This is a genomic window from Sphingorhabdus sp., from assembly GCF_029865925.1.
Taxonomy (GTDB): domain Bacteria; phylum Pseudomonadota; class Alphaproteobacteria; order Sphingomonadales; family Sphingomonadaceae; genus Sphingorhabdus_B.
In genome coordinates this window covers 59,434-73,047 of the sequence record NZ_JARXAI010000064.1, presented here as the reverse complement: position 1 = coordinate 73,047, position 13,614 = coordinate 59,434, and the positions used below count along the sequence as shown (strand labels likewise).

The following is a 13,614-nucleotide window of genomic DNA, read 5'->3' as shown; positions in this document are numbered from 1 at the left end:
GGTGACGACATTCAGTCAGTCCGACGGCCTTATGCGTCTTCTCGGGACACAAAATGCGTCAATCATGTTCTCGTCCTATCAGTCGAGCCTATTGTATATGCTTGGATACACCGCCAATGGCAGCGGGCATTTGCACCAGTCGGTGATGCCCAAGCCCATGGGAATATGGGTCGAGGACGACAACAGCTTTGCTTTGTCTGCGGGCTATCAGATCATGCGGTTCAAAAACGGGCTTGAGCCTGATCAACTAGTAAACCAGCAATTTGACGCCTGTTATGTGCCACGTGATACGCATTTTACCGGTGAACTCGACGCGCACGACATCGGCATTGATCGCAATGGACAGCCTATCTTCGTCAATACGCGCTTCAACTGTCTGGCCACAACCGACCCACGCCACAGCTTCCATGAGTTATGGCGTCCGCCGTTCATCTCGGCGCTGGTAGACGAAGACCGCTGTCATTTAAACGGGCTGGCGATGGACAATGGCGAAGCCGCTTATGTAACCGCGGTAAGCCGCTCAGACACAATCGATGGCTGGCGTGACCGGCGCGACAATGGCGGCGTTGTCATCGACGTACGCAGCAACAAGGTGGTGTGTGAAGGCCTGTCGATGCCGCACTCGCCGCGCCTGCACAATGGCGAGCTCTGGGTATTGAATTCGGGCACTGGCGAACTCGGCGTGGTCGAGGGCGCAGCCAAAGGTAAAGGCAAGTTTGTGCCGCGCGTGTTCTGCCCCGGCTTTGTCCGCGGACTGACAATCCAAAATGGCTATGCCTTTGTCGGACTGTCCAAGCCGCGCTACAAGCGCTTTGAAGGCCTCGCGCTTGACCAAAGGCTGAAAGACGCGGACAGCGAGCCATGGTGCGGCATCCAGATCATCGATTTGGCCAAAGGGGTCTGCGCCGAATGGTTCCGTATCGATGGTGACGTCAAGGAGATATTCGACGTCGCGGTCATCAACGGCCACGCATGTCCGATGTCGATTGGCCCAGGCGCTCCAGAAATCATCAAGTTTATCACACACGCCTTATAGAACGCGCGCCAAAGAACCCATCGCTGAAAGTTATAACTTCGATAGCCGTGGCACTGGATACAACGCCGTCTGCGCTGCTAACCAATACTGGCAGCTTTTGCGGCAGTCGGGTTTGGCCTATGTCTATATTCAAATAATAACATAATTTAATATTATTATTCAATTTTATAATCATTGTGATTTGTGTATCCCCCCATGGAATATCGGGGGAGAAATCTGTGACAGTCGAACAGTTCATGAGCCAAAATTGGGTTGCGATCACGCTCGCTGCCTTCGCGATGGGCGTCTTGCTAGAGCTTGGCGCGGTTAAGTTCCTAAAGCGCTCGGGACGCGTGCCGCTGAAGGACTCATTGCTTTCGATTTTTCTGGGTCTGGCCAGCGATCCTGTGAATGCAATATTTGCGTTCATTACCACTGCCGCTTTGTTTGCTGTCGCGCCATTCGCCATCACTGACATACCCGTTACATGGTGGTCATTCCTCTTGTGCTTCGTCCTCGACGATCTGCGCTTCTATCTGCACCACCGTATTTGTCATCGCGTCCGTTGGGGTTGGGCGATGCATGTCGTCCATCATTCATCTACCAATTTCAACATGCCAATAGCGCTGCGGCAAAGCTGGATGAAGCATTTTACCGGCACAATGATGCTCAAAATTCCTTTGATCCTGATTGGATTTGACCCGGTATTGGTTATATTTTGCGGCGTTCTCAATGCGACTTACCAATTCTTTTTGCACACCGAAACGATTGACCGCCTGCCGCGCTGGTTCGAATTTGTTTTTAACACGCCAAGCCACCACCGCGTGCACCATGGCCGTAATCCGGAATATCTGGATTCCAATTTTGCCGGTTCGCTGATTATCTGGGATCGTATGTTTGGCACATTCGTTGAAGAAGATCGCGCCGTGCCGGTTGACTATGGATTGGTTAAGAACCTTGAGACCTTCAACCCTTTCACAATTTTGACCCATGAATATGTCGGTATTGCCAAGGATGCTAGCCAGAGCGGACTGACTGTTTGGCAAAGGTTTTGCTACATCTTTGCGCCTCCGGGCTGGAGCCATGATGGATCGCGGTTGACGTCGATGGATATCAAGCGTGAAGCTGGTTTGCTCCCCGCCGATAATGAATCAGTGCAGATGCGGAACGCATGATGCCTGCGCATTATGCGTTATCTGACGCTTTTATCGTGCTCATCACGATATTTGCCGGAAACGCCCTGCGGGAAAATGGCCAAAATTTGTTGGCGTTTGCCATGGCCTGTTTCGGGATAGCTGCCGCAGTCGGCGTGGTGCGATTTGCGGGTGGTTTGCAGGATGAACTGGCCAGTCTGCATTCCGGCGCTTCGCAATATTTGGGCCTTGTAGGTACCTTGGCGGTAGCGTCTGTTTGTGTGTTTCGCGGCGGGGGCAGGGGCGATGCTTTGAGGTTGGGGATTATTTTGTCTGTCGCCGGGGCAGGTTATGTGTTTGCCCGGCCATTACTTGCACCTTTTTTCATTCTGGCCCTTGTGATTGCATTTATCGCCGCAACCGCGCGGCCGTTCTCCTCGCAGCAAAAATGGCTGGTCCCCATTGGTGTAGTCATCATGCTTGCAAATGCTATGTTCATCCGGCGTGCGGCGTGGCTGGATGAGGCGGTTTCTTGGCACCTTTATCACGTGCTTGTTGCACTTGCGTTGGCCGTGCTTGCGAAGGGCATGATCGTTACCGAACGGAATATGCGCGAACCCCTTGCATGATGTAGGTCCATATCACGCTTTATAAGGCCTCAATACCACACGCAGTTTATTGCATAGCGCGCGTAAGCCGAATTTGCTGCAGGCTGACATGGTTGGCGATGGTTGCCAAATCGCTGCGCGGGGGTTAGCGTTAAACCATGCAGAACACGCCACATTATGAAGATCAATATCTTTCGCTGATGCGCCGGATCTGGGAAGATGGCACTGTGCAGCGCGATCGAACGGGGGTTGGCACCAAGGCGTTGTTCGGTGCAACGATGCGCTTCTCGCTTGCCGATGACGCGATACCGTTGCTGACAACCAAGCGCGTATATTGGAAAACAGCGGCACGAGAAATGCTGTGGTTCTTGACGGGCAATACAAATATTCGGCCGCTGTTAGAGCAGAAGGTCAGGATTTGGACTGACTGGCCGCTGGACCGCTATCGCCGTGAAACGGGTACGATCATTTCGCAAGAGGATTTCGAGCAGCGGATTGTTGACGATGCAGATTTCGCCGAACAATGGGGCGATCTTGGGCCAGTCTATGGCGCGCAGTGGGTAAATTGGCCGCGTTATGAGGCAACAGAAAATGGTCTCTACCGGCGCGCTGAAAAGGGCATTGATCAGGTTAGCATGCTTGTCGAAAGCCTGAAGAACAACCCCGGTTCGCGCCGTCATATCATTGAAGGTTGGAACGTAGCAGAGCTTGATCAAATGGCGCTACCGCCATGCCACAAAACCTATCAATTCAATGTCGTCGACAATGTGTTGAGCTGCATATTGTTTCAACGATCGTGCGATCTGGGGCTTGGTTTTGCATTTAACGCCTTTTCCGCTGCTTTGTTGACGCGCATGCTCGCGGCGGTGTGTGGGTACAAGGCTGGGGAGCTCATCTGGCAGGGCGGAGATGTGCATTTGTATCTTAACCACGCTTCTTTGGTGGAGGAGCAATTGTCGCGCGCGCCATTGGGTAATCCCAAATTGAAGCTTTTACGCACGCCCAATAGCATTTTCGACTTTACGATCGAAGATTTTGAGGTGCCTAATTACCAACCACAATCCCATATTTCCGCGCCCGTCGCGGTGTAATCTCTCTTTAGGTCAGTTATGTTGACCTAAAGCCATGTTTGAAATATTATAACAAGCATGGATAATAATCTGCCCAAGTCGTTTGGGCGGTTGAGAGCGGAGATGGATATGGCGCAAGCACCGAAAAATAACCTCGCGCCTCTGCATCTGCATTTCCCCGAACCCAAATTCCGTCCCGGTGATCTCGCCGACTTTAGCGACACCATTGTACCTGAGGTCGATGCCAACCCGCGTCCTTTTCGCAAGACGAACCGCGCGCCTTGGGGCGGGGTAGACTTCGAAATTACTTTTCATGTACCGGCCTATGCCGGGTAGTATCAATATACAGTTAATGTGCCGTGATAGTATTAACTATCACAACATATTGAAATTGCAATAAAAATGTCAATTTAAGGAAATAGAATAAGGTGAATTCTAGAAAAATTTTCAAGAATTGTCATGTTATTACGAAGTCGTGGTTGTTGTCGGCATCCGTTACAAAACAATCTTTTCCTACGAATGCCGTTGACAGAATCTTGCGCCGCTTATAGTGCGCCCCAACCGCAAGTTAGCGGGTGTAGCTCAGTTGGTTAGAGCGCCGGCCTGTCACGCCGGAGGTCGCGGGTTCGAGCCCCGTCACTCGCGCCACTTCCCTAGTTTAGGCTTGGGGTGGTGCGCGAAAAGATCCTGTCTCCATCCAGATCAAAAGCGGTCGCATGGGCACTATCCATATAATTCCTGCTATCAAATAAATGATGCTTTGCACGGCAATGTGCTGCGCACCTATGTAATCAGATATACTGACCACGATTACAGCCCAAACTAGTATAATCAGCAATATCGCCAGCATGCCTGCTGGTTTACGCCAGGTAGGTTGTTTGAGTGGTGTGGTCATACGGTTATCCATGATGTTTCGGTGAGAATGGCGTTTAGGGGCATGTCCCATATGTCGGATGCGATGGCAGGGGCGCGCTGCACCGACCACGCAAGACCAATGGCAAAAGAGTGGTCAAGCATACTTAAGGCGCGGTCATAATGTCCTGCGCCCTGTCCAAGGCGCATTAATTGATCATCAAAGGCCACCAGGGGTGTTAAAATAATATCGGGTTTGCATTCGAGGCAATTCTCGGCGGGTTGCAGCAGCCCAAATGGGCCAGGCATCAAATCATCGCCAGGCGACCAGCGCAGAAATCGCATGGGCGCAAGCTTGCTGGTAACATGGGGCAGGGCAATCTCGCTTCCTAGTGCATGTGCCTGCGCCAAAAGGGCCGAAGGATCAACCTCTGACCCTATCGCGACATAACCAGCCACTATTTTGCCAGCCTGAATATGTTCTGTGAGCGGGCTAGGGATTCTGGAAAAGGCAAGCGCGCGATCTTGCGCCGAAAGTGCACCTACAAACTGGTCACGCAGGTCGCGATATTGTAATCGCTGCGACTGCTTGTCATATTCTGGTTTCACATCTTTTCCTGAAAATTGTTGGCGGAACCACCATGGGTCGTTTCCCGGAATATCCTCTGACGCCAGGACGTCAGGTGGGCACCGTGTGATCTGGACCTTAAGGTTTCCCAAACGGCCCAGGCAGGGACAGCTCCCTTAGATAGATAATCGCCTCAGGGATGTTCTCATCAGTTCGTGCCGGACAGTCCCGCCAACAGCTAATATAAGCGTATATTGTTAATTCTCAAGCCTTAGCGCCAGATTTTCCAATCGATCCGCAAGTCCTTCTAATACATCAGCGGATTGAGCAAATGCTGCTGAGGTTTGTGCGTTCGGTGCGGCTACTGCACCGCCACCCGCGTCCTGCAGCTTATCCGCTAGCAAAAGTGCGGAGAATAGAAGGGCACGGGTTTCAGTAAGGCCGCGAGAGCCACCACCGGCCTCAAGCGCGCTGGCATCCACCATAGCGCCCAGATCTATCAGACGTTGTTCTTCGCCGGGATTGCAGGCTACAAAGTAGTCGCGGCCGGCGATGCTGATTTTTACGTCAGGCATCAGTCTGCACCCGCAAGGATTTTATCCATGTCATGGATAGCAGCAAGAGTTTCAGATTTAAGTTTTTCATGGCGCTTGCTGAGATCACTCTCATCTGACGCAGTTGGGGATATCGCCAATTTTTCGATCCGCGACAAAGCGCGCTCAATGCGCCCAATTGCAAAAATTAATCGTTCATCTGCCATGGGTTACTATCCTCTGCTGAGGAGTATTAACAGACTATCTTTTGAATGCAAATGTGAGAACGGATTTATCACCATAGATTTCACAGGTAAAAGCACCCGGCTCCCTTGACGCTTGGCGCTCGCATCCGCAAAGGGTTTGGACCAGCGACTCGGCGGTCACGCATATTGCGATATGCCCCGTCACCCGCTCCCATTCGGGAGTAACAAGTGGGGAAAGAACATGACCGTTAGTGACCAGAAAATGGCCAATGCAATTCGGGCACTGGCCATGGATGCGGTGCAGGCAGCAAATAGTGGCCACCCCGGTATGCCAATGGGCATGGCCGACGTCGCAACGGTTTTATATTCGAAATTTCTTAAATTTGATCCGCAGGCGCCCGATTGGGCCGATCGCGACCGGTTTATCCTGTCGGCGGGGCACGGGTCGATGTTTGCTTATGCGACCTTGTATCTCACCGGATACGCAAGCCCGACCATAGACGATATCCGCAATTTCCGACAATTAGGTAGCCCCTGCGCCGGGCATCCAGAAAATTTCCTTATTGATGGCATAGAATGCACCACAGGTCCGTTAGGGCAGGGTCTGGCGATGGCGGTAGGCATGGCGATGGCCGAACGGCATCTCAACGCGCGCTTCGGTGATGAACTGGTTGATCACCGCACATGGGGCGTTGCGGGTGATGGATGCTTGATGGAAGGCATCAACCACGAAGCGGTTGGACTCGCTGGGCATTTGGGGCTTGGGCGTTTGATCGTTTTCTGGGACGATAACAGGATCACTATCGACGGCGCGACCGATCTGTCGACTAGCGAAGATATCGCAGCGCGCTATGTGGCCAGTGGCTGGCACGTTGAGGCGTGCGATGGGCATGATTTTAAGGACATTGATCGGGCCATTACGGCGGCGGTAGCCGACAATCGGCCTTCATTAATTGCGTGCCGGACGTTGATTGGCAAAGGATCTCCGAACAAAGAAGGCACGAAAGCACCACATGGAAGCCCGCTTGGGGCGGACGAAATTGTTGCCACGCGGGCTGCACTTGACTGGCCGTACCCTGCATTTGAAATGCCTGATGATGTTCTTGGCGCATGGCGTGCGACTGGCAAAGCAGGCGCAGCGGCGCATGCGGAGTGGGACGCACGGTTCGCGGCATCTGCAAAAGCTGCTGATTTCAGAACGGCTATAGCAGGTGCGCCAAGTAATGATTGGCTTAAGCCACATCTGGACGGTTTAATTGCGGCGCCGCAGAAGATCGCGACGCGCAAGGCATCTGAAATTGCGCTGACTTCAGCAACTGCTGCAATAGCTGAGCTACTTGGTGGGTCGGCGGATTTGACAGGTTCAAATTTTACCCGAACTGTTTCTACTAGTACGTTGGATAAAAACGATTATTCTGGTCGTTACGTGAACTACGGTATTCGTGAATTCGGTATGGCCGCAGCGATGAACGGAATGGCGTTGCATGGCGGGATCATTCCTTATGGTGGCACTTTCCTGATATTCTCCGACTATTGCCGCGCCGCCATTCGCTTATCCGCTTTGCAAGAAACGCGCGTTATCTATGTTTTGACGCACGACTCTATCGGTGTAGGCGAAGATGGCCCAACGCATCAGCCCATTGAACAGATTATGTCGATGCGTCTCATACCGAATTTGGACGTGTATCGGCCTTGCGACACGATTGAGACTGCGGAATGCTGGGCATTGGCCATCGAAAGCGCATCGACCCCTTCGGTGTTGGCGCTATCACGCCAGAATCTGCCGCAGCTGCGCACTGATATCAGTGAGAATTTCTCTGCCAAGGGCGCTTACAAGCTTCGTGCAGCTTCCGGCGCACGCAAGGTTATCTTAGTGGCTACGGGTTCTGAAGTTGAAATTGCTGCAACCGTGGCCGAAAATCTTGAAGCACAAGGCATTGGCGCGGACGTTGTCTCCATGCCAAGCTGGGAGCGCTTCGACGCGCAGCCTGCGGCTTATAAATCAGAGCTTTTGCCCACGGACGTTTTACGTGTTTCGATTGAGGCCGGCACAACAATGGGTTGGGAGCGTTATGTCGGCGACGGTCTGCGTATTGGCATCGACAGCTTTGGTGCATCCGCCCCGATTGATGCCCTGTATGATCATTTCGGCCTAACAGCCGACACAATCACCCCTCAAATTGTCGCCCGTTTGGGCTGATTGGAGCAAACATGACTGTAAAAGTAGCAATTAACGGATTTGGCCGCATTGGTCGCTTGGTCGCACGCGCCATTTTGGAGCGCGATGACCATGATCTTGAGCTGGTAGCAATCAACGACCTTGCGCCCGCCAAGGCCAATGCGCTTTTGTTTAAGCGTGACAGCGTTCACGGCCCTTTCCCTGGCACAGTTGAGGCGGATGGCAATGACATCATCGTCAATGGCAACCGTATCCATGTTACTGCAGAGCGTGACCCGGCCAACTTGCCGCATGCCGCAAATGGTGTCGACATTGCCCTTGAATGCACGGGTTTTTTCACGGATCGCGCAAGCGCCGAGAAGCATTTGGCAGCAGGTGCAAAGCGTGTCCTGATTTCTGCGCCAGGCAAAAATGTCGACAAAACTGTTGTCTTTGGCGTTAATCATGAGGTGTTGACCTCTGCCGATGTGATCGTTTCCAACGCAAGCTGCACCACCAACTGTTTGGCGCCAATGGCGAAGGTGCTGAACGACGCGATTGGTATCGAACGCGGGCTGATGACTACGATCCACAGCTACACCAACGATCAAAAGATCCTTGACCAGATACATGATGACATGCGCCGTGCGCGTGCCGCGGCAATGTCGATGATCCCGACAACAACTGGCGCAGCGCGTGCCGTTGGTGAAGTCATGCCCGAACTCAAAGGTAAATTGGACGGTTCTGCAATCCGCGTGCCAACGCCCAATGTTAGCATCGTGGACCTGACCTTCACGCCAAAGCGTGATACGAGCGTCGAAGAGGTGAACGCGTTGCTGAAGGCGGCATCAGAAGGTGCCTTGAAGGGCGTACTGGCCTATTCGGACGAGCCTTTGGTCTCGATCGATTATAATCATTGTCCGGCAAGCTCGACCATCGATAGCCTTGAAACTGCCGTAATCGACGGCAAGTTGGTGCGCGTGTTGAGTTGGTATGACAATGAATGGGGCTTCTCCAACCGCATGGTAGACACCGCCGGCGTCATAGGCAAATTGCTGTAAGGAGCTGAATGATGGCATTTCGCACGCTTGACGATCTTGGGGATATAAAGGGAAAGCGGGCACTTGTTCGCGTTGACCTGAATGTACCCATGGCCGACGGGCGTGTGACGGATGAAACGCGCATGCGCGCGTTGTTGCCGACGGTGCTGGAACTGGCGGATAAGGGGGCCAAGGTCCTTTTGCTCGCACATTTCGGGCGTCCCAAGGGGGCCAAGCATAGCGAAATGTCAGTGTCTATGGTGCTTGATGCCTTGCAAGAGGTGGTTGGCCGCGAAATCATGTTTGTACCGGAAGTTGCGGGCGATGTTGTGGCGCAATCGGTGGGTATATTGGCCGATGGTGACATCGCGCTTCTCGAAAATACCCGTTTTTGGGCTGGTGAAGAAAAGAATGATCCTGAACTTGCACGTGCCGTTGCCGCGAACGGGGACTTTTACGTCAATGACGCATTTTCGGCGGCGCACCGTGCGCACATGTCAACCGAAGGGCTCGCGCATATCCTGCCGGCCTATGCTGGTCGATCGATGGAAGCCGAGTTAAAAGCGTTGGAAGCGGCACTTGGTTCGCCAGAGCATCCTGTGGCAGCCGTAGTTGGCGGAGCAAAGGTCTCTACAAAGCTCGATGTGTTGAATAATCTGGTCAAGCAAGTTGACCATCTGATTATCGGTGGCGGCATGGCGAATACCTTTTTGGCCGCACGCGGTGTGCATGTCGGGAAGTCTTTGTGCGAGCACGATCTTGCCGACCAAGCCAATGCCATCATGGACGCCGCGGACGCCGCTGGCTGCACCGTGCATTTGCCTTATGACGTCGTGACGTCACGCGAATTCCGCGCAAATCCTCCGGTTCGGACAGTGAATGTCCATGAAGTCGCTGCTGATGAGATGATCCTCGATGTTGGGCCTGCCGCTGTTGAGGCGCTTGCGGATGTACTGAAAAATTGCCGCACATTGGTGTGGAATGGTCCATTGGGTGCTTTTGAGATTGAACCTTTTGACGCGGCTACAGTGTCACTGGCCCGCACAGCCGCTGCGTTGACGCGCGAAGGCTCGCTGGTGTCGGTTGCAGGTGGTGGTGATACTGTTGCTGCGCTGGCGCACGCTGGAGTAACTGAAGATTTTACCTTTGTTTCGACCGCGGGCGGTGCTTTTTTGGAGTGGATGGAAGGCAAGCCGCTCCCCGGTGTTGATGCTTTGAATATCGTTTAAACATTCGAGGTAGCGCCTCGTTTTTTTTTCAACTGTTGGTGCATACGTATGCACGAGGTAAAATTAAGGAAGTTGCTGATGAATTACGCTGAAATGCTTGAAAAAGTGGCCACTGCATCTGGTTTTATCGCTGCGCTTGACCAGAGCGGCGGTTCAACACCCAAGGCACTTCGGGGTTATGGTGTCGAAGAAGATGCTTACACAAACGACGAGGAAATGTTTGCGTTGATCCACGACATGCGTGCGCGGATTATTACTGCACCGAGCTTTTCCGGCGAAAAAGTGTTGGGCGCGATCTTGTTCGAACGGACGATGGATGGCGACGCCGGGGGCAAGCCCGTTCCAGCAGCGCTGCAAGATCGCGGCGTGGTGCCATTCCTTAAGGTTGACAAGGGACTTGAGGACGAAGCGGATGGTGTTCAATTGATGAAGCCAATAGCCGGTCTTGATGAACTGCTTCAGCGCGCGAAGGCCAAGGGCGTGTTTGGTACGAAAAAGCGCTCCGTAATCAATCAGGCTTCGCCTTCGGGCATCGCGGCGATCGTGAAGCAGCAATTTGAAGTGGCTGAGCAGATCCTAGCGAATGGGCTGATGCCGATCATTGAACCTGAAGTGAACATCAAAAGCGCTGACCGCGCGCAAAGCGACATTATCCTGCGCGACGAGATATTGAAGGCGCTGAATAATGTGTCAGGCGACCACAAGGTGATGCTTAAACTGTCAATTCCGGCCGAGGCGGGTACGTTTGATGGGCTCATCAACCATCCACGCGTCTTGCGTGTTGTCGCCTTGTCTGGTGGCTATGCCCGTCCTGAAGCGTGCGCCGAGCTTGCCGAGAACAAAGGGATGATCGCAAGCTTCTCCCGCGCGTTGTTGGAAGATCTGCGCCACCAGATGACCACGGACGAATTTGACGCGGCACTCGCCAGCGCTATCGATGAAATTCACGCAGCGTCTGCGACTTAGGGTCAGGGCCACGTAAATTCGTATTCGAGGTTTGAGGCCAGTTTTGATATAGGTCGGCAGTAAATGCGCAAGGGATTTGCCGCTGGCCTAAAGCCGCGCTATTGAGCCCAGTATGAAAGAATTTCCCTGCCAATTATATCTTATCTCGCCGCTTGAAGTAGGCGGCGATTTTCCCGTTCAGCTTGGGGCTGCGTTATCTGCGGGGCCAGTCGCCGCATTCCAATTTCGCGTAAAGGATGTGGACCAGCATGAGGCTGCTGCCCTGGCAGAGCCCCTGCAGGCAATCTGCGCCGCGCATGATGTAGCGTTTATCGTTAACGACAGCGTAGCGCTCGCCAAACGGTTGAAGGCTGACGGCGTGCATTTGGGTCAGGGTGATGGTGACGTTAGCGAAGCACGCGAACTGCTTGGCCGCGACGCGCAGATTGGCGTTACCTGTCACAACAGTCGCCATCTCGCGATGGAAGCGGCTGAGGCAGGCGCAGATTATGTTGCCTTTGGGGCCTTTTATCCAACCCAGACGAAGGCCGTTGAGCATATTGCTGATTTGGATACATTGCAGAAATGGTCTCTTGTAACCGAAGTGCCCTGCGTGGCTATTGGCGGCATCACAGCTGATAACGCCAAGCCGTTGATTGATGGTGGCGCGGACTTCATTGCCGTTAGCAACGCGGTCTGGACCCATCCTCAGGGTCCCGCAGTAGCCGTAAAGGCGTTCAACGCACTGCTTGCCTAATCGCGCTGTCATCGCTAAAGGCCGCGTCCAACGGCACGTTCTTGCGTGCCTGCTCTTTCCATCTGTCAAGCGAGTGCACTCATGAAAATCAACGCGGTTGAAATTAAGCCGGGTAACATTCTGGAATACGAAGGCGGCCTATGGCGCGTCGTAAAGACCGCGCATACCCAACCGGGTAAGGGCGGCGCATATATGCAGGTGGAGCTCAAAAATCTCCGGGATGGCCGCAAAAATAATATCCGTTTTCGTTCGGCGGAAAGCGTTGAAAAAGTGCGCCTTGACCAGAAAGATTTCCAGTTTCTTTATGCCGAAGGTGACAATTTGGTGTTCATGGACAAGGAAACCTACGACCAGGTGACGTTGCCAAGCGACCTTTTGGGTGATGCTGCGGCGTTCCTGCAGGATGGTATGGATGTTGTCATGGAAATGTATGACGATGAAGCGCTTTCCGTGGCTTTACCTGACCATATCGAAGCAACGGTCGTTGAAGCAGATGCCGTGGTTAAAGGCCAAACAGCATCCTCCAGTTACAAGCCTGCAATTCTCGACAATGGCGTGCGCGTTATGGTGCCGCCGTTCATCAGCTCGGGCACGCGGATCGTGGTGGATGTGTACGAGCGGGAATATGTCCGGAAGGCTGATTAATGCCTGCATTAACCGGTCTTTTGACCATCATGGAAAAAGCCGCCCGTAAAGCGGGTGGAAAGCTTCGCCGCGATTTTGGCGAAATCGAACATTTGCAGGTGTCGCAAAAGGGACCTGCCGATTTCGTTTCCAAGGCCGATGAACGCGCCGAAGATACGATTTTTCGGGAACTCGAAATCGCACGGCCCGATTGGGGCTTTTTGATGGAAGAAGGCGGCGAGATTGCTGGCGCCGAGGGCAAGCCTCGTTTTATCGTCGACCCGCTCGACGGAACCAGCAACTTTCTTCACGGCATTCCGCATTTTGCGATCTCGATTGCTGTGCAAGATCCAAAGCCCGACGGTTCGGGCTGGGGTGATATTTTTGCAGGCCTTGTGTACAACCCGATTACGGATGAAAGCTTTTGGGCGGAACGGGGTAAGGGCGCTTGGTTAGGCAATCGTCGTTTACGTGTTTCGGCACGCCGGCAGTTAAATGAAGCGTTAATTGCGACCGGGACACCATATAAGGGGCATGGCGATTTTGACGAATGGGCCAAGATTTTTGGCGCGATTGGTCCTTCGGTCGCGGGTATCCGGCGCTTTGGTGCTGCCAGTCTTGATCTGGCTTGGCTCGCCGCTGGCCGCTATGATGGTTTTTGGGAAAGCGGCTTGTCACCTTGGGATACGGCTGCGGGATGTTTGTTGGTGCGCGAAGCTGGCGGCTTTGTAACTGACTATCGCGGACGGAGCCCGCACATAGCAGATGTTCAGGTTTTGGCGGCAAATGACATACTTCATAGCAAGCTACATAAGCTGTTGGTCGGCGCCATAAAATAAACCATGAAAATGTTAGAAAAAATGCCGATTCTTGGCC

Annotated in this window: 15 protein-coding genes, 1 tRNA gene and 1 pseudogene; 13 read left to right on the top strand and 4 right to left on the bottom strand. The window is 53.2% G+C overall.

All coding sequences use genetic code 11. The features are described from left to right. The 6 genes and pseudogenes from QE270_RS06710 to QE270_RS06685 all read left to right on the top strand — a co-directional run. A partial coding sequence (locus QE270_RS06710; protein WP_300037044.1) for a TIGR03032 family protein occupies positions 1-1,036 on the top strand: 1,036 nt, incomplete at its 5' end. Positions 1,037-1,254: 218 nt separating this feature from the next. Then, complete coding sequence (locus QE270_RS06705; protein ID WP_300037041.1) at positions 1,255-2,190, top strand: sterol desaturase family protein; 936 nt, start codon at positions 1,255-1,257, stop codon at positions 2,188-2,190. Further along, positions 2,187-2,777 carry a hypothetical protein gene (locus tag QE270_RS06700; protein ID WP_300037038.1) on the top strand — a complete coding sequence of 197 codons (591 nt, stop codon included), beginning with the start codon at positions 2,187-2,189 and terminating at the stop codon, positions 2,775-2,777. The genes QE270_RS06705 and QE270_RS06700 overlap by 4 nt, the downstream gene beginning before the upstream one ends. A gap of 137 nt (positions 2,778-2,914) precedes the next feature. Then, positions 2,915-3,847 (top strand): thymidylate synthase, encoded by a 933-nt coding sequence (gene thyA / locus QE270_RS06695; RefSeq protein WP_300037035.1) that lies wholly within the window; start codon positions 2,915-2,917, stop codon positions 3,845-3,847. Between the two features lie 108 nt (positions 3,848-3,955). Beyond that, positions 3,956-4,084: pseudogene (locus tag QE270_RS06690) on the top strand (hypothetical protein); the annotation flags it as partial. A gap of 313 nt (positions 4,085-4,397) precedes the next feature. Beyond that, positions 4,398-4,474, top strand: a tRNA-Asp gene (locus QE270_RS06685). Between the two features lie 10 nt (positions 4,475-4,484). On the opposite strand, the gene QE270_RS06680 is transcribed toward QE270_RS06685, so the two are convergent. From QE270_RS06680 to QE270_RS06665, 4 genes are all read right to left on the bottom strand, one after another. Continuing rightward, the gene (locus QE270_RS06680; RefSeq protein ID WP_300037032.1) at positions 4,485-4,721 is read right to left on the bottom strand and encodes a DUF2842 domain-containing protein; all 237 of its coding nucleotides are present in this window, start codon (positions 4,719-4,721) and stop codon (positions 4,485-4,487) included. Then, complete coding sequence (locus QE270_RS06675; RefSeq protein ID WP_300037029.1) at positions 4,718-5,287, bottom strand: 5-formyltetrahydrofolate cyclo-ligase; 570 nt, start codon at positions 5,285-5,287, stop codon at positions 4,718-4,720. Before QE270_RS06675 ends, QE270_RS06680 begins: the two co-directional genes overlap by 4 nt. A 216-nt stretch (positions 5,288-5,503) precedes the next feature. After that, positions 5,504-5,821 (bottom strand): cell division protein ZapA, encoded by a 318-nt coding sequence (locus tag QE270_RS06670; protein WP_300037026.1) that lies wholly within the window; start codon positions 5,819-5,821, stop codon positions 5,504-5,506. Then, positions 5,821-6,006 carry a hypothetical protein gene (locus QE270_RS06665; RefSeq protein ID WP_300037023.1) on the bottom strand — a complete coding sequence of 62 codons (186 nt, stop codon included), beginning with the start codon at positions 6,004-6,006 and terminating at the stop codon, positions 5,821-5,823. The genes QE270_RS06670 and QE270_RS06665 overlap by 1 nt, the downstream gene beginning before the upstream one ends. Positions 6,007-6,226: 220 nt before the next feature. Here QE270_RS06665 and tkt point away from each other — a divergent pair, with 220 nt between their 5' ends. The 7 genes from tkt (at position 6,227) to QE270_RS06630 (ending at position 13,577) form a co-directional block, all read left to right on the top strand. Next, the gene (gene tkt / locus QE270_RS06660; protein ID WP_300037020.1) at positions 6,227-8,185 is read left to right on the top strand and encodes a transketolase; all 1,959 of its coding nucleotides are present in this window, start codon (positions 6,227-6,229) and stop codon (positions 8,183-8,185) included. A gap of 11 nt (positions 8,186-8,196) precedes the next feature. Continuing rightward, positions 8,197-9,204, top strand: coding sequence for a type I glyceraldehyde-3-phosphate dehydrogenase (gene gap, locus QE270_RS06655; RefSeq protein ID WP_300037017.1), 1,008 nt, complete (start codon positions 8,197-8,199; stop codon positions 9,202-9,204). A gap of 8 nt (positions 9,205-9,212) precedes the next feature. Next, on the top strand, positions 9,213-10,412 hold the full coding sequence (locus tag QE270_RS06650; protein ID WP_300037014.1) for a phosphoglycerate kinase: 1,200 nt from the start codon (positions 9,213-9,215) through the stop codon (positions 10,410-10,412). A gap of 78 nt (positions 10,413-10,490) precedes the next feature. Further along, on the top strand, positions 10,491-11,378 hold the full coding sequence (locus QE270_RS06645; RefSeq protein WP_300037011.1) for a fructose bisphosphate aldolase: 888 nt from the start codon (positions 10,491-10,493) through the stop codon (positions 11,376-11,378). A gap of 112 nt (positions 11,379-11,490) precedes the next feature. Next, the gene (thiE, locus tag QE270_RS06640) at positions 11,491-12,114 is read left to right on the top strand and encodes a thiamine phosphate synthase (RefSeq protein WP_300037008.1); all 624 of its coding nucleotides are present in this window, start codon (positions 11,491-11,493) and stop codon (positions 12,112-12,114) included. 81 nt (positions 12,115-12,195) lie between these two features. Further along, positions 12,196-12,759 carry an elongation factor P gene (efp, locus tag QE270_RS06635; RefSeq protein ID WP_300037005.1) on the top strand — a complete coding sequence of 188 codons (564 nt, stop codon included), beginning with the start codon at positions 12,196-12,198 and terminating at the stop codon, positions 12,757-12,759. Next, entirely contained in the window at positions 12,759-13,577 is an 819-nt protein-coding gene (locus QE270_RS06630) for an inositol monophosphatase family protein (RefSeq protein WP_300037002.1), read from the top strand. Before efp ends, QE270_RS06630 begins: the two co-directional genes overlap by 1 nt. Positions 13,578-13,614 lie beyond the last annotated feature (37 nt).

What these genes read in the sequence shown, in the direction of transcription:
- thiE (WP_300037008.1), top strand. Translation starts at nt 11,491, where the DNA reads ATGAAAGAATTTCCCTGCCAATTATATCTTATCTCGCCGCTTGAAGTA.
- thyA (WP_300037035.1), top strand. Translation starts at nt 2,915, where the DNA reads ATGCAGAACACGCCACATTATGAAGATCAATATCTTTCGCTGATGCGC.
- QE270_RS06650 (WP_300037014.1), top strand. Translation starts at nt 9,213, where the DNA reads ATGATGGCATTTCGCACGCTTGACGATCTTGGGGATATAAAGGGAAAG.
- QE270_RS06700 (WP_300037038.1), top strand. Translation starts at nt 2,187, where the DNA reads ATGATGCCTGCGCATTATGCGTTATCTGACGCTTTTATCGTGCTCATC.
- gap (WP_300037017.1), top strand. Translation starts at nt 8,197, where the DNA reads ATGACTGTAAAAGTAGCAATTAACGGATTTGGCCGCATTGGTCGCTTG.
- QE270_RS06680 (WP_300037032.1), bottom strand. Translation starts at nt 4,721, where the DNA reads ATGACCACACCACTCAAACAACCTACCTGGCGTAAACCAGCAGGCATG.
- efp (WP_300037005.1), top strand. Translation starts at nt 12,196, where the DNA reads ATGAAAATCAACGCGGTTGAAATTAAGCCGGGTAACATTCTGGAATAC.
- QE270_RS06630 (WP_300037002.1), top strand. Translation starts at nt 12,759, where the DNA reads ATGCCTGCATTAACCGGTCTTTTGACCATCATGGAAAAAGCCGCCCGT.
- QE270_RS06665 (WP_300037023.1), bottom strand. Translation starts at nt 6,006, where the DNA reads ATGGCAGATGAACGATTAATTTTTGCAATTGGGCGCATTGAGCGCGCT.
- QE270_RS06645 (WP_300037011.1), top strand. Translation starts at nt 10,491, where the DNA reads ATGAATTACGCTGAAATGCTTGAAAAAGTGGCCACTGCATCTGGTTTT.
- tkt (WP_300037020.1), top strand. Translation starts at nt 6,227, where the DNA reads ATGACCGTTAGTGACCAGAAAATGGCCAATGCAATTCGGGCACTGGCC.
- QE270_RS06670 (WP_300037026.1), bottom strand. Translation starts at nt 5,821, where the DNA reads ATGCCTGACGTAAAAATCAGCATCGCCGGCCGCGACTACTTTGTAGCC.